The following is a 25,777-nucleotide window of genomic DNA, read 5'->3' as shown; positions in this document are numbered from 1 at the left end:
TAACAAATCTAATAAATGTTAGATAATTGGGTGATGAGTAAATAAGAGTATGCTAAAATTGAGAGTGTGAATAGTAGAGGAGGCTTAACATGGATACACAACTTATGTTTGGATACGGCTCACAAGCGGTTGGATTAAGCTTAGACAAGTTAAATCGACATGGTCTTATAGCGGGAGCGACCGGAACGGGTAAAACGGTTACCTTAAAAGTTATAGCTGAACAGCTAAGTTTAGCTGGCATACCTGTGTTTTTATCAGATATTAAAGGCGATTTGATATCTTTGGCTGAGATGGGTAGTTCTCAAGCATTTATTGAAAGATTACAAGCCACTCACTATGAAAATTATGATAATCAAGCTTTTCCTATCGAACTGTGGGATGCCCATGGGCAATCAGGGCTGCCACTGAGAGTTACTGTTTCAGAAATGGGACCCATTTTATTAGCCAACCTATTAGGTTTAAATGAGACACAAACTAGTATTTTGAATGTGGTTTTTTCGGTAGCAGACGAAAAAGGGCTTTTATTGATTGACTTAACAGATTTAAGAGCAATGCTAAATTTCGTAGGCGAACATGCCAAAGAATTAAGCGGTAGTTATGGGAATATTTCCAAAGCATCCATTGGTGTTATTTTGCGCAGTATTGTAGTTTTAGAACAGCAAGGAGCTGATGCTTTTTTTGCTGAGCCTAGTCTAGAGATTGAAGATTTATTAAGGGTAGATGAATCAGGAAAAGGCATTATAAACATTTTGAATGCCAGCAAGCTCTATCAAACTCCCACACTTTATGCCATGGTCTTGTTAGCACTCCTAGGAGAGCTCTTTGACAGTCTTCCGGAAGTGGGCGATTTAGCTAAACCTAAAATGGTTTTCTTTTTTGATGAAGCCCATGTTTTGTTTGATGGAACTCCGAAGGTGCTGGTTGAAAAGATAGAATTGATGGTTCGCTTAATTCGCTCCAAGGGGGTAGGCATCTTTTTTGTCACTCAAAACCCTATGGACCTTCCAGACAGTGTGTCTTCACAATTAGGCAATCGAATTCAACATGGCTTAAGAGCATTTACACCAAAGGAACTTAAAGTGGTCAAAGCAGTGAGCCAAACTTTCCGACAAGCAGAATCTTCAGCTGTTGATTTGGAAAAAGTGCTCCAAGCGTTAGCCACCGGAGAGGCTGTTGTTTCTACTCTAGATTCAAAAGGCACACCAAATGTTGCTGAACGAGTTATGATTTATCCTCCGATGAGTAAGTTGGGCCTTGTTGACCCTCAAACTATTTTGAAGACGATTAACCACTCACAACTCTTAGATAAATATAGTGAAACAATTAATCGTGAGTCTGCTCACGAACAATTAAATCAAGCTATGCAAGAAACACAAGAAGAAATGATTGAATCGATTGATGGCAAAGCAGAGGACCTCTCAACCAACCAACGCATTAAAGAGCTGGAAGCAGAATTAGCTAAACAGCTTAAGAAGTCAGGCAAAACAGCTTCAAGACGGACGGATTCAAATTTTGACCGCTTTACTAAAAATATGATGAGTCAGGTTGGTCGCGAGATAGGCCGAGTTATCACACGTTCGATATCTGGTATGTTCAAAAAGTAGACTTTAGCGATTAATAAAGGATGATGATTCTTAAAAAAATGTTATAATCAGTAGGGATGCAATATGATAAATGTTTAACACTTTATTCTAGCAATAATTAAAAAGGAGCATTAATTTCTATGACATTAAAACTCATCACTATTGACCTTGATGAAACACTCCTCAGGACTGACAAGACTTATGATCGGGATCGCTTTAACCGCGTTCTGAAACGGTTAAGAGAAGCAGGAGTGATCGTGGCAATTGCTACTGGTAATTCTTATCAGAAAATTGCAGATTACTTTGAAGAGTCTGTCTGGCCGGACTTATATTTTGCTTGTGATAATGGTAATTACATTGTCAAGAATGATCAGACCTTAAAGAAGATTGGCATTCCATATGAAGGTTTTACCCAAATTATCGACTTTTTAGATGAATTTCAAGCCTATTCTCCCGTTTTAGGATTAGGCGATGCGGCTTATTTTAGAGACACTAAGGGTCCATTATTTGATTTCATTTCACGCTACGCTAAAGATGTAAACTACATTCCTCAATTTTCTGAACTGCCTGAAGATTCTGTTGTAACAAAAATTGCGATTGCGACACAAGATACACTTGACCGCAATAAAGTCTTAGCTCGTATAATCAACGAGCGTTATCAAGAAGTTACTGCAGTTACTTCAGGAGATGGATGGGTAGATGTATATAATAAAGAGGGTGGTAAAGGCAGCGCCTTGCTTTATTTACAAAACAAATACAATATTAAAGCTGAGGAATCGATGGCCTTTGGTGATTCTTTGAATGATGAAAGCATGATGGCTCAAGTCCACTACAGTATAGCAATGGATAATGCCGATAAAGACTTGGCTATGCAATGTCGCTATAAAATCGGAAATAATAATGACCAATCAGTTATTTGTGTGCTAGAAGATTATATACAATCATTTGAATTAGACTTTTTAGAAAAATACCGTACAATTAAAGAATAGTAGGTTGATTAAATGGTAAAGAGAACGCAAAAGAAAAACATCAAGAACAGAATGGACGAGATGGCTCAAATTGACGCTTTCTTAATTCCGGCTCATCAAGCAGAAATGTATAAAGTTTTAAGACAAGCAGTAGCCGAAGAAGCCATTGAATATTGGCGAGCAAAATATCCTCAGGTTTCTCGTATAAAGGATAATCCTGATGAAGGCGAGGCTATTCAAATTAAAAATGCTGAGGATCAAGAAGTTTTTCGTTTCTATCTTAATCCTTCTAATATTTCTCAAGCGCAAAAAGCAAGAGATAAAGATCAACTGGATAAGTTTTTAATCAAATTTGAAAATATAGACAAAAATTCCCCACCAATGGTTTAATCAACGGTGGGGTTTATTATTATACCTTCATTTTCAGAGCTTCTTGATAAATTGAAAATAGCTGTCGACCAATTTGAGGAAGGTCGCGTTCGATGGCAATTTCATAGGCTTTTTCTACTAATGAAGGGAGTTTGCCTTCATAGGCTAGTTGAATTTTTTCTTGAAAGGCTTTAAGGTCTATAGCTTTATGAACATTCACACCGTCTTCCAGCCAACCATCAAATACAGGGATATCACGCACAATAAAATCTGTTTTCATGGCGCAAGCTTCAATTGCAGGAATACCTTCAGTTTCTTCAAAAGTCGGGAAAATATAAAGATTGCTCGCTAACAAACCGGCCCGTATATCTTCATTAGGTACATAACCAGCAAATTTTAAGTTAGGTAATTTCGTAGTGACAGCCTTTTTTATTTCATCCGGTACATAGCGCAAGTCAAGATAGCCAAACCAAATAAATTGAATGTGAGGCATCCGTTTGGCTAATTCAACAAAGTCAAGAATCCCTTTGCGTTTTAAGTATAGTCCAATCCCCATTACAACAAAATCATCAGGCTGATAGTCGTACTTTTGACGGAAAACTTTCTTAAGTTTCTCAGTGTCTAGAGGTTGAAATCTAGATAGGTCTATCCCGTTAGAAACAGAATAAATCGGTTGATCGAGACCGTAATTTTCAAGCAGGCTCTTAGAATATGGAGTAGGGGTGATGAGAATATCACCCAAACGGTAACAAGTTAGCAGCCATTGTTTAAAACTAGGTGCTAGAAAATTTGAGAAACGGAAGGAGTTCTCAAAGTCCTCTTTAGTCGAGTGGGCATGATAAATGACTGGAATATTCTTGCGGCGACATTTGGCTGCTAAAAGATAGGATTTAGGGAAGTAGGTATTAATATGTAATAGGTCAAAAGAGTCCTTGGGATTCATGGTATAATCGATTCCCATATATTCCAATGCTTTTTGCTGATGATGAATGGCTTTGCCTAAGCCTGAGCGTTTGATTTGCTCGAGATTGCCTGAATAAAGTAAAACGCGCATCTACTTACCTACTTTCTCTTTTAAAAATCTTAAAAAACTTATTTTTAATGAATGTAATACTTATTTTATCGAACAGGCCCTATTTTAACAAGTTTTACTAAGTCTTGTTAAAGCAATTTAGTCTTTACCAATGATTTGATGTATAATCCAATAGATGAGCAAAGCGACTTTGAGAGGGGGCTTTTTAATGACAGGACATTTTGGTCAAATTTTCTTACTGCCTGGACGCTCGTTACTTGAAAAAGAAATTGAGAGGTTGCAAGTGGATTTATCGCAAGCTGTATTTGAGTATGATGAATTAATTTATAAGGATTGTTTTTATTTAGAAAAGCACTTTTATTTAAATTTTGGGAAAGAATGGCTCAATTTATTAAAAGCTCATTTTCAAGCTGTCTTCTTAGAAAGAAAGTATAGAATAATACGTCTTTATAAGGAAAAGAATCAAAAGCTAAAACTGCAACAGTTAGAAAAAGATTTATCTGTTTATCAGCAGTTAATTATTGAAACGGAAGAAAAGATACAATCAGCAGAACAGTCTATCTACGAAGATACTTTAACAAAAGAAGAGGCGCGCTTGATGCGGGGAATGTACCGTCAAATAGTTTCTAATGTCCACCCTCTTTTATATCCTTTACAAACAAAACACCAAGAGGTACTTTATCAAAAAGCCTTGACTGCCTATAAAAGAGATAATAAAGAGATTCTTCAATTGATTTTAGATCATTTAAATGAAGATTATGCTCAAGCGTCTCCATTAAAATTAAGCCAACTAGTCGATGTGAGGAATGCCTTGTTAGTCTCTTTATATGAAAAGAGGAATCAATTGGCCTTAAGACGATCTGATTTTCCCTATCTCATTCGCGATTACGTTCTAAATGATGAATTAGGCGAGAAAATGCGACAAAGTCTGATGCAGAGACGAAGTCAATTTAAGCAAAAAATAAAACAATTGGAGTTAGAAATTGCTAAGTTAAAAGAGAGTTAATCCTCTATTTAGTCCTTTCACTTCAAGACCCAAACTTTTTAACCAAAACCTGAGGTAAATAACAGAGGAGCAATACATGGCAAATAATTTTGAAAAAAACCAACTCTTACAAGCAAGAGTAGAAGATTTAACTCATGAAGGGTTGGGTGTCGCTAAAATTGAGGGCTTTCCATTCTTTATTGAAGGAGCCTTACCGCAAGAAGACATTGAATTTAAAGTCATAAAAATCGGAAAAAAATATGGCTTTGGAAAGTTAGAAAAAGTAGTAAATAAAAGTCCTGACCGAGTAGCCATAACCGATGATATCGGGCGTCAAACGGGAACGATGACCTTACAACACTTGTCTTACGAGGCACAGTTAGCATTTAAAGAAAAGGTTGTGAGAGATGCTTTTGAACGTATTGGGCATTTTAAAGAATTGACCATTCAACCGACTATGGGTATGGATGATCCATGGGGATACCGTAATAAGGCTCAAATTCCAGTTCGGATGGTTAAAAGTAAGTTAGAAACGGGATTCTTTCGAAAAAATAGTCACGACCTCATTCCAGTTGAAGACTACCATATTCAAGATCCCGCTATTGATCAAGCGATTCTAATGGTTCGGGACCTTTTAAGAAAGTACCACATTCCGGCTTATGATGAGCAAGCTCACAAAGGCTGCATGCGTCATTTAATTGTAAGAAAAGGCCATTATAGTGGTCAATTAATGGTCATTTTAGTTTCTAAAGCTAAAAAAATTCCTCAACTTGAAGAATTAATGCAAGAGATGATTAAAAAAATTCCTCAGCTGGTATCAATTATTCAAAATATTAATCCCGCCAAAACAAATGTTATTATGGGAAAAGAGACTTATTGTTTATGGGGAAAAGAGTATTTTGAAGATCAGATGTTAGAGATGACTTTCCGAATATCACCACAATCTTTCTATCAAATTAATACTCCTCAAGCTGAGCGTTTATATCAGCTGGCTATTGCAGCAGCAGAACTAGATGGCAGTGAGACTGTATTGGACGCTTATTGTGGCATAGGCACCTTATCCTTAGCGCTTGCCAAACATGCTCAAGCGGTCTATGCCATGGAAGTAGTGGTTGAAGCCGTCGAAATGGCTGAGAAAAATGCCGAAATCAATCAGATAGATAATGTGCATTTTGAAGCGGGTTTAGCAGAAGATTGGCTAGCAAGATGGAATCAAGAAGCCATTCGTTTTGATGTGGTGACAGTGGATCCACCGCGCAAGGGATTGGATCCTCAGTTTATTGAAAGCTTAGTGGAACAAGATCCAGCTAAGATTGTCTATGTTTCTTGTAATCCAGCTACCCAAGCGCGTGATTGTCAACTACTTGCTCAAGCGGGCTATCAAGTCAAAAGTATTCAACCGGTTGATCTTTTCCCATTCACTAATCATGTGGAGACGGTAGCTTTATTAACAAAACTCAATAAATAAGATTTTAAACCAATGAAATTAAGAGCTGGTCCAATTTTCTTCAATAAGGAATTGGAACAGCTCTTTTTTATATGAAAAGTATAAATTGTATTAAATAATAAATAATACAATCAAATTAAAGTTTTTTAAAACGATCTTCGATTATAATCCTTTCGTCTTACTTCTATAATTAAGCTATAAAGAAAAAATACATTTTTGAAAGGAAAACATTATGATAGGAGAAAACATTTTACTCAGTTCCGTGTTTGTTGCCGGATTATTGTCATTTTTTGCACCCTGTACCTTCCCCTTAATTCCAGTCTATATTGGTTTTATGACGGATGAAGCAGGAGAATATCAAAAATTAAAAATTGGCAAGTTCGAAATCAATAAGGGAGGCATTATTAAAACCATGTCCTTCGTATTAGGACTTTCAACCAGTTTTATTATTTTAGGTTTTGGCGCAGGATGGTTAGGCCAAGCCCTAAATAATTCTTCCATTTTAATCTTTGCAGGCTTTTTAGTTTTTTTACTGGGTGTCCACCAAATGGATATCATCCACTTTAAAAAACTGGATCGTATGCGTGGAATACAAGTGAATGTAAAACAGAAAAAAGCCTTAGGAACCTATCTGATGGGTGTTTCCTTTAGTCTTGGCTGGACACCTTGTGTAGGACCAATATTAGGAGCTGTTTTAGTCACTTCCGCCAGCGGAGACACTCAATTTTACGGAGCCTTCTTGATGTTAATTTACTCATTAGGGCTAATGATTCCCTTTTTGATTATGGCGATTCTATCCACTTATATGTTAGACCGTGTTAGCTTTTTCAAAAAACATCTGGTAACCATCAAACGAACAGGTGGCTTCTTGGTAATGATAATGGGAATCGTCCTAATGACCAATCAACTTCCCAACTTAGTCGCTTATTTTAATAACTTATTCAATTAGGAGGAAATGAAATGAAAAGATTTATATTATTACTAGCTGTCGCTTCAATCGCAAGTGGTTGTGCCTTAGCTTCCAACCAAGAGACTACAGATGGCGAATCGAACAATTCAGCCCAAGAGCTTAAAAAGACAAATAAAGTTTCAGAGGATTCAAGCATATCTTCAAAAAGAGAAAGTGCTTATGATTTCACCTTAAAAGATTTAAAGGGAAAAGATTATTCTTTAGCAGAACAAAAAGGCAAGCCAGTTTATGTCAAGTTTTGGGCATCCTGGTGTCCGGTTTGTTTAGCTGGCTTAGAAGATTTAAATACTTTAGCTGGTCAAGAAAATGACTTTGAAGTTGTAACGATTGTTTCTCCTGGTTATAACGGGGAGAAAAACAAAGAAGATTTTATGGAGTGGTTTAATTCGCTAGAATACAATAATATGAAAGTACTTTTAGATGAAGAGGGTCAGACCTTTGCTAATTATGGAGTACGTTCAATGCCAACTAATGCCTTGATTGATAGTCAAGGGGTGCCAGTAAAGATTATTCCAGGTGAAATTCGCAAAGAAACATTAACTCAATTGTTTGAAGCCTTAGCAAAGGAGAATTAAGATGAAAAAGATATTCGTTTTATTGGCGTTTGCCCTATTTTTAGTCGCTTGTTCACAAGTGAGTTCTAACAATAAAGTGAATGACAGTAAATTAGCTGAAATTGACGCCATATTGGATCAAGAGAAAGCTAAAAGCAAAGTGAACCCTAACAAAGACATCGATTATTCTTCTGCTGATTTGAAAAAAATTTATTTAGCCGGTGGCTGTTTCTGGGGTGTTGAAGCCTATATGGAAAGAGTCTACGGTGTTGCAGATGTAATCAGTGGCTATGCGAATGGAAACAAGAGGGAAGTAAGTTATGAAGAAGTGATTAAAGGATCGGGCCATGCCGAAACGGTTGAGGTGACCTATGATCCGGAGCGCATTTCTTTAGATGGACTGTTAGATTATTATCTAAAAGTAGTTGATCCAACGAGTAAGAACCGTCAAGGAAATGACCGCGGTGTTCAATACCGCACAGGTATTTATTTTACTGAAACTACTGATCAAGCGATCATTCAAGCTCGCTTAGATAAAGAACAGGCCAAATATCGTAAAACCATTCAAGTAGAAGTAGAAGAATTGAAAGATTTCTATCCAGCTGAAGAATATCATCAAGATTATTTAGAGAAAAACCCCAATGGCTATTGTCATATTGATTTGAATAAGGCTAATGAACCTTTAATTGATCCGGCTCTATATCCAAAGCCAAGTGATCAAGAGCTCAAAGATAAATTAACAGCCATACAATATAAAGTAACGCAAAAAAATGATACAGAGTCTTCTTTTTCTAACGAATATTGGGATAATGAAGCAGCGGGAATTTATGTCGATGTAGCTACGGGTGAACCTCTCTTTAGTTCAAAAGATAAGTTTGATTCTGGCTGTGGCTGGCCATCTTTTTCTCGCCCCATCGCTAAGGAAGTCGTAACATATAATGAAGATTTAAGTTATAATATGAGTAGAATCGAGGTTAGAAGCCGTGCAGGCGATTCACATTTAGGTCATGTGTTTGAAGATGGGCCTGAAGAATTAGGCGGTTTGAGGTACTGTATTAATAGTGCTTCAATTGATTTTATCCCATTAGAAGAAATGAAAGCTGCAGGCTATGAATCCTTAATAAATTTTGTGAAGTAGGTTATTATGTTGAAATTATTGATAGCTGATGATGAATCAATCATTCGCAGGGGTATTAAACAATTAATTCCATTAGAAGATTTAGGCATTTCAGACGTTTATGAAGCAGAAGATGGTGAAGAAACTTTAAATGTGGTAGAAGACTTTCAACCTGATATTTTGCTTCTAGATATTAATATGCCTAAGCTGGATGGCTTGAGTGTGGCTGAATCTGTCAAGGCTAATTATCCCAAAATTTATATTATTATCTTAACAGGTTACGATTATTTTGAATACATGCAAAAGGCTATTCGAGCTAAAGTGGATGATTATATTTTGAAACCAGTATCCAAAAAAGACATTGAGTTCATCTTACAAACAGCGATTACTAAGATAAAAGAAAAACGTCAAAAAGATGAAATTCAGGCATTAGTTCCTGAAGAAGTCGATAGGGTTAAACGCTCAGATTTGATTGAAGACTATTTGGATAAACATATATTTCAAGCTGATTTGTCGCTTAGTCAGATGGCGGAAGCAATCGGCTATAATAGTAATTATTTGTCTGTTTTGATCAAAGATTACTATGGAATGAGCTTTCAGGACTATATCAATAAACGACGTATGGAGAAAGCAAAGCTACTTTTACTATCAAGCGATAAAAAGAACTATGAGATTGCGCATGAGATCGGAATCGAAGATGTCAATTATTTTATCACTAAATTCAAAAAATATTATCAAATCACCCCCAAACAGTTTAGGCAGGCAAAAAAATGAAAACAATGCGCAACCGATTTGACCGAAAAATCAGTGTATACTTTTTCAGTATTTCAATGATGATCGTTTTAATATTATCTTATGCTAATTATAGGTCTTCAGTTAAAATTATTAAGCAAAATATCGAAATGGAAAACAGTCAGCAGTTGAAGACGGCTAGTTTATATATTGCTTCTTATCTTGAGAAGATGAAAAGTTTAAATAGTTTATTAGCCATGACCCCCGAATTAAATAGTGATCAGGAGCAAGCAATTGATGAGCGTGCTGTAAAAAGCACGCTTGATTTAATAAAATCGAGCGATAACATTATAAAAAATATTATGATAATTACTCAATCCGGTCAGTTAATTACTCAAACCGGAAGCGTAATGGAAAGTAAAGCGTCGGTGTTGAATGAAGACTGGTACCAAACAGCTTTAAAGTCGAATAACATGGCTCAAATTACTCGTGAAAATCATTCGGGCTTTACCATGAATAAAAGTGAACGAGTCATTTCCTTGAGTCATAAAATCGAAGATGCTAATAGACAATTTCAAGGACTTTCTATCATAGATGTCTCCTATAAGTTTATTGAAGATTATATTTCTACGGTAAATTTAGGGGAAAATGGTTTTGCCTTTATTGTAGATGAAAATAAGCAGCTGATTTTTGATTCTGAACAGATGAATGGTGATTCGCTAAAAGAAAAGGCCAATTACCTTGCTATTATTGGAGATTCGAGTGCTTTTAACAAAGAAGATTACATTATTTCATCAATCTATGTTCCGAATACAAATTGGCAATTGACGCAAGTTAGAAGTCCTGAAGAAATTTACATTCTAAATAGAAAGCTGATTACCGAAATGCTTATCTGGGCTTTTTTAATTCTACTTTCAAGTATTTTTCTTTCGATTTTCGTATCAAAAAAAGTCACCAATCCTATTGTGGACTTAATTGATGAGATGAAAAAAGTGAATCAAGAATTTTCGAATATCCCGGTAAACCAACAAGCTTCTCTAGAAATCAGAGAACTGACCTTGGAGTATAATTTGTTATTAAATCGGGTAAAAAAATTGACAGAGGCAATTGAAGAAAAGGAAAAAGCTAAGCGTACTTATGAATTAAAAGCCCTTCAAAGTCAAATTAACCCACATTTTATCTATAACACTTTGGATACTATTTTATGGCTGGTTGAACTAGGAGAAAAAGATCAAGCTGTCGAAGTTATTCAATCTTTAGGTAGTTTATTACGGACCACCTTGAGTGTGGACGAGGACGTTATTGAATTGAAGAGAGAAGTAGAGCAGGTTAAAAATTATATGAACATCCAAAAGATTAGGTATGATGATAAATTTGATTACGATATTTCGCTTGGAGCAAATACAGGCGAAATTTTAGTACCTAAGTTAATTATTCAACCGATTGTTGAAAATGCTATTTATCATGGTATTAAAACTAAAAAAGGCCAGTCGCATATCCAAATTACTTCCAGGATTGGAGCGAACGCTTTAATGATTCAAGTGGAAGATGATGGGATAGGATTTAAAGGTAAAGAGCATTCAAACAAACCAAAGCCTAAACTAGGCGGTATAGGTATGGCTAATGTGGATCAAAGACTGAAAATCCTCTACGGAGAAGCTTATGGCCTAAGCTATACCAGTGATGATCAATTAACTAGGGTAACATTAAAGATAAAAATCTAAAAAGTATTTCTATCCTAAATTTCTACAAGACCGTTAAAAGAATTGAACCAGCGACACTGTAAAACGTTCCTGGTTCTTTTTGACTTGACAGTCCTAACCGTAAAATTTGTTATCAAACAATCAATCATTTAAAATGTAAATAAGAAAAGATAGCAATTTATTGACGCATTAAAAGTCAAAAATAGGATTAGTTAGAAGCTATTATGTATTTCATCAAAAAAACAAACCCTGAGCTTACTCAAGTAAGTAGAAGGGAGAAGATCTGAAAGTAATTCAACAATAAGTCTTGTGCCTTTTTGCTAAAGGAAAGCCTTTTTGATTAAGTGAAAAATGTGAGCTAGAAATGATAGACAGCAAGTTAGATGGATCATAAAGTCATCGAGAGGAGGAATTATTCAATGACTAAAGACAGCAAAAAGGATTATCAAACAATTATTCATCCCTTGAAGCCATTCTATAAAAAGGACTCTAAAATCTTAATCTTAGGCTCATTCCCTTCAGTGAAAACGAGAGAGTATGGTTTTTTCTATGGACATCCACAAAACCGTTTTTGGCCTTTGATGGAAAAACTATTTAATGAAGCATTAAGTTCCAATATAGAAGAAAGAAGAAAATTTTTAATGAATCATAAAATTGCCGTTTATGATTCGATATATCAATGCGATATTGTCGGTTCGAGTGACGCTAGCATTAAAAATGTAATTCCTTCTAATTTAAAAATGATTTTTGACAAAGCATCTATTCAGCAAGTTTTCTGTAATGGAACTACTTCTTATAAGTATTATCAAAAATATCATGCAAAAGATATGGGTATTAGGGGAATTAAATTATCTTCTACCAGTCCAGCCAATGCGCGATTTCGTTTAGATGATTTGTTTTTAGAATGGAAAAAAATAATCACCTATCTAGATGAATAAAGGATTAGTGAAAAATGGGCCAGAATGGGTATAATGAACATACTCTATTAAGGATGGGAGAAAATATAAAGTAGAGCAGACTCAAGATAATGGTATATGTCATGGTTGACTATTACTAATAGATGAGTGGGGAAGGACTGAATGTAAAAGAACAAGCAATATAAACAAATGATTAAATCAAAGGAGGAAAAGATGGAACGTTCAAGTGGGGTTTTAATGCATATATCTTCGCTACCCAACGATTATGGAATTGGGTCCTTTGGGCAAGCAGCTTATGATTTTGTTGATTTTCTATCGGATACTAAACAAAAATACTGGCAAATATTACCTCTAACAACGACTTCTTATGGAGATTCACCTTATCAATCTTTTTCAGCTTATGCCGGAAATCCTTATTTTATTGATTTAGACATACTGCAAAAAGAAGATTTATTAACATTAGAAGATATAGAAGGAATCGACTTCGGCCAAGATAGAAAGTCAGTGGACTATGCTTTAATCTTTAAAAGTCGCCAAACTATCTTGGAAAGTGCCGTTCAACGTTTTAAAAACAAGAATCTAAGTGATAGCTACCAACAATTTATACAAGAAAATCAGGATTGGTTAAATCCTTTTGCTGAATATATGGCGATTAAAGAAACGTTTGATCTTAAAGCTTGGTATGAGTGGGATGAACCAGCAAGAAAACGGGAGGCTGATGCTATAGCTAGCTATCGTTTAGATTTAGCTGAACGACTTGATTATTATCGAATAACCCAATTCTTTTTTTACCAACAATGGCAATCCTTAAAAGCCTATGCCAATCAAAAAGGGATTGAGATTATTGGAGATATGCCGATCTATGTCTCGAGAGATAGCGTAGAAATGTGGACCCATCCAGAATTATTCAAAGTCGATAGAGAGGGCAATCCGACTCTAGTAGCAGGAACGCCACCTGATAACTTTTCCACCGATGGACAACTTTGGGGCAATCCAATTTATGACTGGGAATATCATCGTCAACAAAATTATAAATGGTGGGTCCAACGTTTTAAAGAGAGTTTTAAACTTTACGACTGGGTGCGAATCGACCATTTTAGAGGGTTTGAGTCTTTTTGGCAAGTTCCGCTTTCGGCTAAAACATCCGCTGAAGGAGTATGGTCTAAAGGACCAGGTTATGATTTGTTTGCTGCTGTCAATGAAGCGTTAGGAGACTTAAATATTATCGCTGAAGATTTAGGTTTTATGACAGCTGACGTGATTGCTATGCGAGAAGCGACCGGTTTTCCTGGGATGAAAATCTTACAGTTTGGTTTTGAGGAAGTGGGTGACTCACCAGATCTCCCCCACCACTATCCACACAATTCAATAGCTTATGTTGGCACTCATGACAATGAAACAGCTAGGGGATGGGCACAAGATACAGCGAGTCCGGCGTCTTTAGATAAAATAAAAAATTATCTAGGAGAATTAAAAGACGAAAGTATAGCTGATTGTCTAAATCGTGGAATTGCTATGTCACGATCTTACTTAGCAATTTTTCGTATGCAAGATCTTTTGGACCTAGATAACCAATCACGAATGAACACTCCTGCAACATTAGGAGGAAACTGGAAATGGCGTATGACGAAAGAACAATTAACAGAAACTGTCAAGACTAAATTGTTGAAACTCACCCAAACTTATTATCGCTAAGGACAGTATTAATATTTCAACAGTAAAAGAAATGGCTATCCTGTTTCTTGCGGATGCTTATCATTGATTTCTTTCAGAAAGATTCTTGCTAATAGTTTCTGGCAATAATGCATTTCATGGATCAAAGAATTTAATTACTTTGCCTTTCAAAGATTTTAGAAGGGAGTCAATTTTATTATGATTTTCTTAGTGTCAAATTAATAGTGTAAGCTAGATCGCAAAATTATAATAAATAGACCAGCATTTTTACTCTTTTCTAATAGTCAGCTCGCATTTTGATGAGCTGTCGATTGCATTGATACGATTGAATATTTGCCTTGCAAGTATGCTCAGCTAAAAGGCGAGGGAAGCAAAGGGCGCTGACTCATCCATTCAAGCTACTTAGCGCATTGTTAGCTCTCTTCTTAATTTTTTTGTGAACAGCTCCTTTTTGATCCACAAGGTGTTGAAGTTTGAAGCGGACTTTATCAAAGCTTCATGTATCCGATGTCTGAACTTTGCATCATACTCTGTGATATAACAAAAAACCGTTTTCTCCAGAGCTGCTGTATGAGGAAATTGTTCTTTCACTTTGCTGATTCGCTGGATTTGTTGATTAATTGCTTCTTTTGAATCATTTCCACGTCTAATAGGAGCAAAAGCAGGGCCACAATGAAGACAAACATAATCTTTTTATGGGGTGTTTTTGTTAGCCTTCGGCTTCCTATTTTTTAAATTAAGAAGGATCGACCGCTCTTTCTTCAGCAAAAAGTTAATGGCATCTTCTAAGGCTAGGCGCAAAATTACTGAACAGACTCACCTTGTGCGAGTGCAGTCATTCGTTTTGTGTTAAATTTTTCTATAAGGGACCTCCTGTTTGTGATTGTTTTGTGGCCATCACAATCTTATAAAAGGAGGTTTTTTCTATTGAGACTTCGAGCTTAGACCAAAAATTTTAGGCTGTGGAGATACTTTGTAAAAAAAGAGTAATTGTTTGTATTTAAAAACGTTTATTTATAGAATAAGTGTGAAAAAGAAAGGAGAGTCATTATGACAAAAATAATCGCATTTGGTATCCGGGATGAAGAAAGACCGATAGTTGAGGCTTGGGCCAATAAAGCCAATGTAGAAGTTAAGATGTTGCAAGATATTTTAACTGAAAAGACAATTTACCAAGTAGAAGGGTATGATGGGGTCACCTTATCCCAAGTGGCTCCTTTAGAGCAATCGATTTATGCTAAGTTAGAGGCATTTGGCATTAAACAGATCGCTCAAAGAAGTGCTGGAGTGGATATGTATGATTTGGAAATGGCTAAACGTCATCATTTGATCGTTTCCAATGTCCCTACTTACTCACCAGAATCAATTGCAGAATGGTCAGCTTTGACGGCGATGAATCTTATTCGGCATTATGATGCTATTCAAGAACAAGTGAAGAAGCATAATTTTTCTTGGACACCAAATATTAGAGGTCGAGTAATCGGAAATATGACCGTTGCAATTATCGGTACCGGTCATATTGGCCAATGTGTCGCACAAATTTTTAAAGGGATGGGCGCTAAAATAGTTGGATATGATTTATACCCAAATGATGAACTGAAGGATTTATTAGAGTATCAATCTTCGATAGAACAGGCAGTAGAACAAGCAGATATTGTTTCTTTACACATACCTGCTATTGAGGAAAATCACCACTTATTTGATGAGAAGATGTTTAAGAAGTTTAAGCAAGGAGCAGTCTTATTAAATATGGCAAGAGGATCAGTAATTGATACGACGGCACTACTAAATGCTTTAGATGAGGGCATCCTATTAGGAGCTGGACTGGATACCTATGAACATGAAGCGCCTTATATTCCCAAAGATTTTTCAGACAAGGAAATTGAAGATGAAGTCTTTGTAAAAGTATTAGACCATCCTAAGGTGATTTATTCTCCTCATATTGCATTTTATACGGATGAATCAGTAAAAAACTTAGTAGAAGGCGGCCTAAACGCTACATTAGATGTCATTAAAACTGGAACAACCAAAAATCGAGTAAATTAAGATAAAAATTAGATATACAATTTTGTATATCTAATTTTTATATAGGGGGTAGGAAGGAAAAATGAAAGCAAGAGTTTGGTTTGATGAAAAACGTCAAATGAGTTATTTTGATCAAGTTATTGAGAAGGGGACAAATCAATTTGAGGGGGTATTAGCCGGTCAAAGTGAAGCAAATCTATGGAAATTATCAGAAGGTGACTGCTTGATGTATTCGACGGCTTTGTTTGAAAAGACAGCTAAAAAGAGTGGTAAACTGATCTATGAAGGAGACATTGTTAAGAGCCGATATATTCATGAACGATTAAATTGTGGAGGACTTAATACACCAGAAAATATCGGAGTGGTTGTTTTCAGACAAAATGAATGGCAATTGAAAGTTAAAGTAGAGAAAAAATTAGCTTATTTAAGGGATAACTATTTTTATTTTTCTTTGGATGATCCTTATAGCTATCGTCAAGTCATTGGAAATGAATTAGAAAATGATCTCGATCAATTAGTCGAGAAACACACCACCAAAATGTAAACCAAGAGAAGACAGCTCTTTGTCAATTATTTTAAGGGTTTTGTTTAGCTTGAGGATAAAATCAATAGCATCATAGATTTTATGTATTTTACCTTTATTGAAACAAAACTTATAATAAAATTGTAAGCGCTTAATAAAAAATATAATGGAAGGTAGTGAAAACATGGTGAAGAAGCTAAGTAGTGTTGACTTTAACCAAGTTGTTGATCAGTATGCCAAACCTTTTGAAATGGTTCAAGTTTTAGACGAAAATGGAAAAGTTGTTGATCCAGAAACATTGAAATCAATAACAGATGAAGAGTTAGTATCTTTGATGGAAGATATTGTTTGGGGTCGTGCTCTTGATGAGAGAACAATTATTTTAAATCGCCAAGGAGCCTTGGGAAATTATGCAACGGCAGGAGGGCAAGAAGCGAGTCAATTCGGCTCATTGGCTGCCTTAACTCGTGATGATTTCTTAGTTCCGACTTATAGAGATTTAGGAGTATTGATTCGTCACGGATTGCCTATGTATCAAGGGTTCCTATGGTATAAGGGCCATGTTGCAGGTAACCAATTTGAGCAGGATTTTAATGCATATGCTCCCCAAGTAATGGTAGGAGGAACTTTACCTCCAGCAGCGGGTGTAGCCATTGGTAAAAAATTCAACGATTCAAAATCAGTTGTACTGGCTCTTTGTGGAGATGGAGCAACGTCACAAGGTGACTTCTATGAAGGAATCAACTTCGCAGGAGCTTATCAAGCACCATTAATTACAGTTGTTCAAAACAATAGATATGGTATATCTGTTCCAGTGGCACAACAAACAGCTGCTCAAACCTTGGCTCAAAAAGCGGTTGCAGCAGGTATTACTGCTGTACAAGTAGACGGCATGGATCCAGTCGCAATGTATGCAACAGTCAAGAAAGCACGTGAATATGCGATAGCGGGTAACGGTCCTGTATTAATTGAAGCCTTGACTTATCGTTTTGGACCGCATACGATGTCGGATGATCCAAAACGTTATCGTGGAGACGATGAACTAGCAGAATGGATGGCAAAAGATCCACTTATTCGTCTTCGCAATTATTTAACAGAAAAAGGCTTATGGTCAGAAGAAAAAGAAAATCAAGTCATTGAAGATTTGAAGAGTGAAGTAAAAGAAGCGATGGCACGTATGGCACAAGAGCCTGCTCAAAAAGTTTCTGATTTCTTGAAGAACATGTTTGAAGTGACTCCGCCAAGTATTTTAGAACAAATTAAGAAGTATGAAGCAAAGGAGATGAGATAAGATGGCAGTATTAACACTAGCACAAGCAATTACAGCAGGACTTAAAGAAGTTTTAAGCCGTGACAACAAAACCTTAATATTTGGTGAAGATGTCGGTTTAAACGGAGGTGTTTTCAGAATTACCGATGGATTACAAGAAGAATTTGGGAAAAATCGTGTGTTTGACACACCGTTAGCAGAATCAGCTATCTTAGGCATGGCAACAGGTTTGGCTACAGAAGGTTTTCGTCCTATTCCAGAAATACAATTTTCTGGTTTTATCTTAGAAGCAATGGATCCTCTAGTGGCTCAAATTTCTCGTTTTCGCTTTCGTTATGGTGGAACTCGTCAAATGCCTGTAACCATTCGTGCTCCATATGGTGGGGGAGTTCACACACCTGAATTACACTCTGATTCATTGGAAGGAATGATGGCTCAAGTTCCTGGCTTACGTGTAGTTATTCCTTCTTCTGCTTATGACGCAAAAGGTTTACTCATTTCATCTGTTGAATCGAACGATCCAGTTGTTTTCTTAGAACATTTAAAATTATATCGCTCAGTTAAAGGCGAAGTACCTGAAGAATATTATACTGTACCGTTAGATAAGGCGAATGTAGTCCGTAAAGGAAAAGATATTACTTTAATTGGCTATGGACTAATGGTAGGGTTGGCAGTTAAGGCTGCTGACAAATTAGCACAAGAAGGAATTGAAGCAGAAGTAATCGATTTACGTACCGTAGCTCCTTATGACTTTGAAACAATTCAGTCTTCGATTGCAAAAACTCATCGTGCAGTTGTTTTACAAGAATCGCAACGACTTGCAGGAATTGCTGGTCAGATAGCTTCAGATATTAGTGAACGTTGCTTTATGGATTTAGATGCACCTGTTGCGCGTGTAACCTCACCTGATACTGTTTATACCTTTGGGGCAGCGGAGTCAGTTTGGATACCAGATGAGAATGATATCTATGAACAGGCTCTAGAAACATTTAAATTCTAAAAGGAGGCATTTTGATGTATCAATTTATATTACCTGATGCTGGTGAAGGTACTCATGAAGCAGAAGTGCTCACCTGGCATGTTAAAGTTGGAGATAAGGTTGAAGAAGACCAAATCATTTTGGAAATACAAAGTGATAAAGCTGCTGTTGAATTGCCTTCACCTGTATCCGGAACAATTTCTAAGCTATATGCTGAAGAAGGTGAAATTGCTTTAGTAGGCAAGCCTATTGCCGATATAGCTCTTGAAGGAGAGGAAGTGGGGAGCCAAGTAGAAAATGTTGCTCAACCAGATTCTCAAGATAATCTGGTTGAAGAAAACAGCTCCAATACATCAGATACAGTGGATCTAGTGGAAGAAAAAGATACTAATAGAACGGAAGTTGTATCGGATGATATTCGTAAGATGGCTATTCCTAGAGTACGTAAATATGCTCGTAGCAAGGGGGTTGACCTTTCGAAAGTAATCGGCACAGGAAATCACGGTAAGATTACGATAGAAGATATCGATCATTTCTTAGAAACAGGTCAAACTGTAGCCCCTAGCGAAGAAACTTCAAATAAACAAGTAAGTCAAGCAGTCGTTGAAAATCAAGTGTCTACTTCTAGCGCGACTCCAGTAGCTACTGAAGCAATGGCTGAAGATCGAGTGGAAAAACTGAGCATGATGCGTAGAGTAATTGCTAAAGCCATGGTTGAAAGTAAGCGAGTTTCACCTCACGTAACGGTATTTGATCAAGTAGAAGTTTCAGCTTTAGTGGAACATCGTAATCGAATGAAACAAATTGCTAAGAATAAAGATATTAAGTTAACCTATTCTGCATATTTTGTGAAAGTTCTAGTGGCTATGTTGAAACGTTTCCCAGAACTAAACGCTTCTATGAATCTTGAAAAGGGAGAAATATATTACCATAATTACTATCATATTGGCGTAGCTACCGACACTCCTAAAGGCTTATATGTTCCTATGATTCGTAACGCAGAAAGAAAGAGTCTATTTGAAATAGCTCAAGAAATCCAAACTCTAGCGGATAAAGCTCAAAATGGAGAGTTAGAAACAACAGATATGGATAATGGCTCTATGACTTTAACCAATGTGGGTGGCTTAGCAACAGGTGGAGTTTGGTCTACACCTATTATTAACCAACCTGAAGTAGCTATTTTGGGTGTAGGTCGAATTGAAGAACAATTCTTACCAGATGAAGAGAAGAATCCAGTATTAAAACCTGTGTTAAAATTATCTTTTGCTTTTGACCATCGAGTAGTGGATGGTGTAACCGCTCAAAAAGCAATTAATTTAATGAAAGAATACCTAAATAATCCAGATTTATTATTATCGGAAGGGTGATTGACAAATGGTAGTAGGAGATTTTGCAAAAGAAGCTGATACGATTGTAATTGGATCTGGACCGGGGGGATATGTTGCCGCCATTCGAGCGGCACAAACAGGTCAGAAAGTACTCATCATTGAGAAAGATCAAATAGGGGGAGTATGCTTAAATGTTGGTTGTATTCCTTCAAAAGCAATGATTACGGTCGGAAATGAATACGTTAAGACTAAAAACAAAACGCCTTATGGATTAGAATATGGAGACGCAAGTCTGGATTTTACGGCTCTACAAGATTGGAAGAATAATGAAGTAGTCAAAAAACTAACAGCTGGCGTTCAAGCCTTATTGAAAAAGAATAAAGTGGAAATAATCCATGGCGAAGCAATGTTTACTTCTGACCAGACTGTTCATGTTGTAAAAGAAGGAGAAATGGGCGAGACCTATCAGTTTAAGAATGTGATTATAGCTACTGGTAGTCGTCCAATTGAACTTTCAGGTCTACCATTTAGTGAAAACATTATTGATTCGACAGGACTACTTAATTTAACAGAACTTCCAGCATCCTTAATTATAATTGGTGGCGGCTATATCGGAATGGAATTGGCCGGAGCCTATGCTAATTTAGGTACTAAGGTAACAGTCATTGAAGCAAGTGATCGAATTCTTAATGGTTTTGAAAGTGATTTGACCAAGCCAGTTATTAAACAGATGAAAAACAAGGGTATTGACATAATTACTAAAGCAACCGTTGAATCAGCAGTAGACAAAGAAGGAAAAGTGACCGTTTCATATTCTGTTAAAGAGAAAAAAGAAGACCTTTCAGCTGATAAAGTAGCGGTTTTAGTAGGAAGAGTTCCTAATACGGATCTCTTAAGTTTAGAGTTGGCCGGAGTTAAGGTTGATGATAAAGGTTTAATTCCAGTTAATGAGAAAGGACAAACCAATAAAAATAACATATACGCGATTGGCGATATTGTCGCAGGACCGGCTTTAGCTCATAAAGCGAGTTATGAAGCAAAAGTTGCAGCTGAAGCAATTGCTGGTCATGCAGGAGTAGCAGTTGATTATTCAGTTATTCCAACAGTCTGCTATACTTATCCAGAAATTGCGACAGTCGGATTAACTGAAAAACAAGCTAAGGATCAAGGAATCAATGTCAAAAAAGCAAAATTCATGTTCCAAAGCAATGGTCGTGCTCTATCAATGAATGAAAAAGAAGGATTTGTTCGTTTAATCTCCGATAAAGAAACAAATCGTTTGATAGGGGCTCAAATGGTTGGTCCAGAAGTAAGTGAATTAATTGGAGAAATCACCTTGGCAATTGAAAATTTAATGACAGCTGAAGATTTGGTATTAACAATTCATAACCACCCAAGCCTAACAGAAACCATAATGGATGCTGCTGAAATACTTTTAGATCAAGGAATTCACCAATAGCAAATTAAAAGGAGATTTATATGATGGAAAATAAAATGACCGGTAAACAATTTGCAATGAATATTCTTAATGGTTTAGCTCTAGGTACGGTAATCGTATTAATTCCTGGCGCCCTCTTAACAGAACTGGTTAGAGCTATCGCGCCGGGATCACCTTTATTAGGTGTTCTGGCCATGTCAAACTCTATGCTAGGATTAGTCAGTGGTGTCATGATTGGATTGAATTTTAAATTTAATCCAATCCAAGCTGCCTCAATTGGTCTAGCTGCAATGTATGGAGGGGGTGCGGTTCAATTCGTTGGTGGCGCCCTTACCCTGAATGGAACAGGGGACGTCATTAATGTCGGCTTAACATCTGCATTAGCTGCTTTTGTGATATTATTAATTGGAAACAAGCTAAAATCATACACAATTATTGTAATTCCCACTTTAATGTTAGCTTTAGTAGGGAGTATAGGCCATTGGATTTTGCCTTATGTCAAAGGTATTACTGTGCTAATTGGACAAGGCGTGGCTAGCTTATTAACACTTCAACCGATTATAATGTGTATTTTAATTGCTATTGTTTTTTCGATCTTGATAGTCTCTCCAATTACAACGGTAGGAATTGCTTTAGCTGTAGGACTTTCAGGTATAGGCTCGGGAGCTGGAAACCTTGGTATTTGTGCTTGTGGTTTTGGATTAGCTATTATGGGATGGAATGTAAATGGTTCAGGAACAGCCTTGGCCCACTTTATTGGTTCACCTAAGATGTCAATGCCCATTGTGGTTAAAAATCCTAAGACAATGATTCCGATTATATGTAATGCTGCAGTCTGTGGGATGATGGCTGCTTTGTTCAATATTCAAGGAACACCGATGAGTGCAGGATTTGGTTTTAGTGGACTGGTTGGTCCGATAAATCATCTGAACTTAGTAAGTGGTGGTTTCTCATTGATAAACCTCCTAATTACTTTTGTTGCTTTTGTGGTAGTTCCTGTTAGTTTAGGCTTCGTCTTTAAATACGTTTTTACCCAAGCGGTGCCATTAGTAACCGAGGAAGATTATCGTTTAGAATTATAAAAACAAAGTAAGAAAGAAGGAAAGTTATGTCGTTCATTTCACAAATTAAGTCCTTCAAACAAAAAGAAAGATCTAGCAAAAACAAATTCGTCCTAGCTGTAGTAAAAGCTGCAGACGATGAGGTAATGAAAAGTGCAAAAAAAGCCATTCAAGAAGAAGGCTTGAAGATGATCTTTATTGATGATAAGGAGCAATTAGAAAAAATCATTGCAAATTATCAACTATCAGCAGAAGATTACGAAATCATTGACGAATCCAACGACTCACAGGCAGCTTTTGAAGCAGTTCGTTTAGTCCGTGAAGGTAAAGCTGGTGCGATTATGAAAGGGAAGCTTTCCACCGGAAAGTTATTGAAACAAGTCGTTGCTAAAGAGACAGGAATTGTCAAAAGTGGCTTATTAACCCACATGGCCGTTTTATCCATTCCCAAACTTGATCGTTTGTTAGGCATAAGTGATGGTGGCATGGTTTTGCAACCGAATAAAGAAGAGTATAAAACAATTATCCAACATGGAGTGGAAGTATTTCACAAATTAGGTGTAGAAAAGCCTAAAGTAGCTCTGTTATCTGCAGCTGAAACCTTAATTCCTAAATTGCCATCTTCTGTTAACTTTGCTGAAATCGCTGAGGAGTCAGATAATTCGCAGGCAATTATAGAAGGCCCCTTATCTTTAGATATTAGTTTATCACCGACAAGTGCAGCAGAAAAAAATTGGTCTGGAGCAATTAGAGGAGATGCTGATTTAATCATTGCTTCAGATATTGTCGCTGGTAATAGTCTATCCAAGTCACTCTTGCTATTTGGTGACGGCGAGATGGCTGGTATTATAATGGGAGCGCGCGTACCGATTATCTTAACTTCGAGAAGTGCTTCGGCTAGTGAAAAATATGCCTCTATTCTATTAGCTCAGTTAATGATGGATAAGGGGGAATAAAATGAACAAAATTATTGTCATTAATCCGGGAGCTACATCAACTAAGATAGCTTATTTTGAAAACGATCAAGAAATCTGGAAAGATGAAATTCTCTATACTAATGAGGAAATCAGTCATTTTCCACATGTTTTTGATCAGTTTGAAATGCGTTCCCAAGATGTTTTATCATTATTAGAAGAGCATCATTTAACCAAAGACCTTGACACTGCCGTAGGCCGTGGAGGGGGCATTGGTCCAGTGAAGTCAGGGGCTATTCTAGTTGATAACGAGCTATTAGATCGTCTAGAATTCCATCCAGTTATTGAACATGCTTCAAACCTAGGTGCCAAATTAGCACAAGCCGTAATCAATCACTTTGGGAAACCGGGTACCAACGCATATATATATGATCCAATTACAGTCGACTCAATGTCAGACGTAGCTAGACTGACTGGCATAAAAGGAGTGAGTCGTAAAAGTATTGGACATCATTTGAATATGCGGGCGGTTGCTAGACGAGTAGCGAGTGATATGGGGAAAAGTTATCAAGAGGCTAAAATTATAGTGGTTCATATGGGAGGAGGCTGTTCAGCTAGTGCTCATCAAGGTGGTGAAATTGTTGATTTTATTTCAGACGATGAGGTAATGTTCTCAGCAGAACGCTCTGGTGGAATTGCTATTAAAAATTTAATCCCTCTAATCAAAGAAAGGGGAGTCGATGCGTTTTATAAATTTGCTAGAAACGAAGCAGGCTTATACTCTTATTTTCAAACAAAGGATTTAAGATTGATCGAGCAACGAGCTGTTGATGGAGATGAAGAAGCTAAGTTAGTACTTGAAGCTATGGCTTTAGGGATTGCGAAAACAATCGCTTGTTTGGCAGCTACGATAGGCGGTCCAGTTGATGCCGTTTCAATGACAGGTGGAATGGCTCATTCGGAATTTTTAAGAAATGAAGTCAAGAAAAGAACAGCATTTATTGGTCCGTTTATTCCATTCCCAGGAGAATTTGAAATGATTGCCTTAGCAAAAGGTGGTAACCGCGTCTTAAATCAGGAAGAGACCGCACATCGTTTAGCAGAAATGGGTTAATTTGATTTTATGATGGATATAAATTCATTCATCGCTGGTGTCAATGTATAATTATTTCGCAAAGCAATACCAATCGGATAATAGTTATTGCGATCTTCCAAGGGAACCCAAGCGAGTTCTTCTAATTTGCTTAAAGGCTTAAACTCACTCGGTAAAATGCAGATTGAGTTTAAGCTTTTTAAGCTATGAGTAAGCACTTCCCAATCATTGTTGACTAGAACAATATTTGGATCGAACCCAACCTTGCGACAGCGTTTAGGTAACATTTCACCTAGCATAAAATTATCAGTTAGATTACAGAAATTTTCGTCTCTTAAATCTTTAAATTCAAGCGAAGCACGACTAGAGAGTGGGTTGCTTTTAGGTAGAACAACACTGACCTTATATCCTTGAGTGGTCGTGTTTAAAGGTTCAATATGAATGCCTTCTTCAATCTTAGGAAAAGAAACGAGGCCAATGTCAATTGTACCCTCAGCAAGCAATTGTTGAAGATGACGAGACCCATCTTGAACTAGGACCAATTCCAAGTTGGAATGGGTAGCAATAAATTTTGATATTTGAGGCATGAATTGAATGGCAAAGAGAGAAGTTAATCCGACTTTCATTATTTCAGCTGGATTATGATTATAGCCTTGAATTTCAAGAACTAGTTCATCGAAAGCTTCGGTCAAGTTTTTCCCCCTGTCATAAAGAATTTTACCGGTATGAGTAAGCGTCATTTCTTTTTCTGAATAAGTAAAAAGTTGTGTATCTAGTTCCAGTTCAATTTTTTTAATTGCTTGGGAAAGTGTAGGTTGAGTAATAAAAAGACTTTTAGCAGCGTGAGAAATGTTTTTTGTTTCTGCTACAGCAATAAAATATTTAATCTGACGTATATCCAAGATAGACACCTCCTTTTAGATTTTTTAAATTCATTATATCAAATGACGGCTATTTCTACTAATAAAGCTAATTTTTGTTTAATAGATTGTTTTGTTTTTTGCATTATGATTGATTTTATGAGAGCTTGAATATTGTTATAGTTTCCTCAAAAGCTAATAAAAATAGAGATCCTTCTTTGATTTGTCTGGCAG

23 protein-coding genes are annotated in these 25,777 nt (G+C 36.6%); 21 read left to right on the top strand and 2 right to left on the bottom strand.

Annotated elements, in window-relative coordinates; translation table 11 throughout:
• The first annotated feature begins 89 nt into the window (after window positions 1–89).
• The 3 genes from ACQV2R_RS03140 to ACQV2R_RS03130 all read left to right on the top strand — a co-directional run bounded on the left by ACQV2R_RS03140 (window position 90) and on the right by ACQV2R_RS03130 (window position 2,941).
• Window positions 90–1,604 carry a helicase HerA-like domain-containing protein gene (locus ACQV2R_RS03140; protein ID WP_428873456.1) on the top strand — a complete coding sequence of 505 codons (1,515 nt, stop codon included), beginning with the start codon at window positions 90–92 and terminating at the stop codon, window positions 1,602–1,604.
• 119 nt (window positions 1,605–1,723) lie between these two features.
• Window positions 1,724–2,572 (top strand): HAD-IIB family hydrolase, encoded by an 849-nt coding sequence (locus ACQV2R_RS03135; protein ID WP_428875014.1) that lies wholly within the window; start codon window positions 1,724–1,726, stop codon window positions 2,570–2,572.
• A gap of 12 nt (window positions 2,573–2,584) precedes the next feature.
• Window positions 2,585–2,941 carry a hypothetical protein gene (locus tag ACQV2R_RS03130; RefSeq protein ID WP_428873458.1) on the top strand — a complete coding sequence of 119 codons (357 nt, stop codon included), beginning with the start codon at window positions 2,585–2,587 and terminating at the stop codon, window positions 2,939–2,941.
• Between the two features lie 19 nt (window positions 2,942–2,960).
• Here the strand turns inward: ACQV2R_RS03130 and ACQV2R_RS03125 are convergent, their stop codons facing one another.
• Window positions 2,961–3,974: a glycosyltransferase gene (locus ACQV2R_RS03125; RefSeq protein WP_428873459.1), complete on the bottom strand. Its 1,014-nt coding sequence runs from the start codon at window positions 3,972–3,974 to the stop codon at window positions 2,961–2,963.
• A 187-nt stretch (window positions 3,975–4,161) separates the two neighbouring features.
• Between ACQV2R_RS03125 and ACQV2R_RS03120 the strand changes: the two genes are divergently transcribed.
• The 18 genes from ACQV2R_RS03120 (at window position 4,162) to buk (ending at window position 24,704) form a co-directional block, all read left to right on the top strand.
• Complete coding sequence (locus ACQV2R_RS03120; protein ID WP_428891810.1) at window positions 4,162–4,959, top strand: hypothetical protein; 798 nt, start codon at window positions 4,162–4,164, stop codon at window positions 4,957–4,959.
• A 76-nt stretch (window positions 4,960–5,035) separates the two neighbouring features.
• The gene (gene rlmD, locus ACQV2R_RS03115) at window positions 5,036–6,406 is read left to right on the top strand and encodes a 23S rRNA (uracil(1939)-C(5))-methyltransferase RlmD (RefSeq protein WP_428891809.1); all 1,371 of its coding nucleotides are present in this window, start codon (window positions 5,036–5,038) and stop codon (window positions 6,404–6,406) included.
• A gap of 211 nt (window positions 6,407–6,617) precedes the next feature.
• Window positions 6,618–7,334 carry a cytochrome c biogenesis CcdA family protein gene (locus ACQV2R_RS03110; RefSeq protein ID WP_428873480.1) on the top strand — a complete coding sequence of 239 codons (717 nt, stop codon included), beginning with the start codon at window positions 6,618–6,620 and terminating at the stop codon, window positions 7,332–7,334.
• An 11-nt stretch (window positions 7,335–7,345) separates the two neighbouring features.
• Window positions 7,346–7,930 (top strand): TlpA family protein disulfide reductase, encoded by a 585-nt coding sequence (locus tag ACQV2R_RS03105; protein WP_428873481.1) that lies wholly within the window; start codon window positions 7,346–7,348, stop codon window positions 7,928–7,930.
• A 1-nt stretch (window position 7,931) separates the two neighbouring features.
• Complete coding sequence (gene msrB / locus ACQV2R_RS03100) at window positions 7,932–9,047, top strand: peptide-methionine (R)-S-oxide reductase MsrB (RefSeq protein ID WP_428873483.1); 1,116 nt, start codon at window positions 7,932–7,934, stop codon at window positions 9,045–9,047.
• A 6-nt stretch (window positions 9,048–9,053) separates the two neighbouring features.
• Window positions 9,054–9,800 carry a response regulator transcription factor gene (locus ACQV2R_RS03095; RefSeq protein ID WP_428873485.1) on the top strand — a complete coding sequence of 249 codons (747 nt, stop codon included), beginning with the start codon at window positions 9,054–9,056 and terminating at the stop codon, window positions 9,798–9,800.
• A complete protein-coding gene (locus tag ACQV2R_RS03090; protein ID WP_428891808.1) occupies window positions 9,797–11,482 on the top strand; it encodes a cache domain-containing sensor histidine kinase in 1,686 nt (561 codons plus the stop codon). Before ACQV2R_RS03095 ends, ACQV2R_RS03090 begins: the two co-directional genes overlap by 4 nt.
• Before the next feature lie 398 nt (window positions 11,483–11,880).
• Complete coding sequence (locus ACQV2R_RS03085) at window positions 11,881–12,399, top strand: DNA-deoxyinosine glycosylase (RefSeq protein WP_428873487.1); 519 nt, start codon at window positions 11,881–11,883, stop codon at window positions 12,397–12,399.
• Between the two features lie 192 nt (window positions 12,400–12,591).
• Window positions 12,592–14,073 carry a 4-alpha-glucanotransferase gene (gene malQ / locus ACQV2R_RS03080; protein WP_428891807.1) on the top strand — a complete coding sequence of 494 codons (1,482 nt, stop codon included), beginning with the start codon at window positions 12,592–12,594 and terminating at the stop codon, window positions 14,071–14,073.
• A gap of 1,029 nt (window positions 14,074–15,102) precedes the next feature.
• Complete coding sequence (locus ACQV2R_RS03075) at window positions 15,103–16,098, top strand: D-2-hydroxyacid dehydrogenase (RefSeq protein WP_428873490.1); 996 nt, start codon at window positions 15,103–15,105, stop codon at window positions 16,096–16,098.
• Between the two features lie 61 nt (window positions 16,099–16,159).
• Window positions 16,160–16,621, top strand: a complete 462-nt coding sequence (locus tag ACQV2R_RS03070) for a YopX family protein (RefSeq protein ID WP_428873491.1) — start codon at window positions 16,160–16,162, stop codon at window positions 16,619–16,621.
• A 163-nt stretch (window positions 16,622–16,784) separates the two neighbouring features.
• On the top strand, window positions 16,785–17,891 hold the full coding sequence (pdhA, locus tag ACQV2R_RS03065; protein ID WP_428873493.1) for a pyruvate dehydrogenase (acetyl-transferring) E1 component subunit alpha: 1,107 nt from the start codon (window positions 16,785–16,787) through the stop codon (window positions 17,889–17,891).
• 1 nt (window position 17,892) lies between these two features.
• Window positions 17,893–18,870: an alpha-ketoacid dehydrogenase subunit beta gene (locus ACQV2R_RS03060; RefSeq protein ID WP_428873495.1), complete on the top strand. Its 978-nt coding sequence runs from the start codon at window positions 17,893–17,895 to the stop codon at window positions 18,868–18,870.
• A 14-nt stretch (window positions 18,871–18,884) separates the two neighbouring features.
• Window positions 18,885–20,216 (top strand): dihydrolipoamide acetyltransferase family protein, encoded by a 1,332-nt coding sequence (locus tag ACQV2R_RS03055; RefSeq protein ID WP_428891806.1) that lies wholly within the window; start codon window positions 18,885–18,887, stop codon window positions 20,214–20,216.
• Window positions 20,217–20,223: 7 nt separating this feature from the next.
• Window positions 20,224–21,636, top strand: coding sequence for a dihydrolipoyl dehydrogenase (gene lpdA, locus ACQV2R_RS03050; protein ID WP_428873498.1), 1,413 nt, complete (start codon window positions 20,224–20,226; stop codon window positions 21,634–21,636).
• 23 nt (window positions 21,637–21,659) lie between these two features.
• Entirely contained in the window at window positions 21,660–22,697 is a 1,038-nt protein-coding gene (locus ACQV2R_RS03045) for a PTS transporter subunit IIC (RefSeq protein ID WP_428873552.1), read from the top strand.
• Window positions 22,698–22,723: 26 nt separating this feature from the next.
• A complete protein-coding gene (locus tag ACQV2R_RS03040) occupies window positions 22,724–23,632 on the top strand; it encodes a phosphate acyltransferase (RefSeq protein ID WP_428873499.1) in 909 nt (302 codons plus the stop codon).
• Between the two features lies 1 nt (window position 23,633).
• A complete protein-coding gene (buk, locus tag ACQV2R_RS03035; RefSeq protein WP_428873500.1) occupies window positions 23,634–24,704 on the top strand; it encodes a butyrate kinase in 1,071 nt (356 codons plus the stop codon).
• Here the strand turns inward: buk and ACQV2R_RS03030 are convergent.
• A complete protein-coding gene (locus ACQV2R_RS03030) occupies window positions 24,701–25,585 on the bottom strand; it encodes a LysR family transcriptional regulator (protein ID WP_428873502.1) in 885 nt (294 codons plus the stop codon). The two genes, buk and ACQV2R_RS03030, sit on opposite strands and share 4 nt — an antisense overlap.
• Window positions 25,586–25,777: the final 192 nt, after the last annotated feature.

This window comes from Facklamia sp. P12937, assembly GCF_050409505.1.
GTDB lineage: Bacteria > Bacillota > Bacilli > Lactobacillales > Aerococcaceae > Facklamia.
The sequence above is the reverse complement of the archived record's forward strand: the minus strand, read 5'-3'. Positions and strand labels throughout refer to the sequence as shown.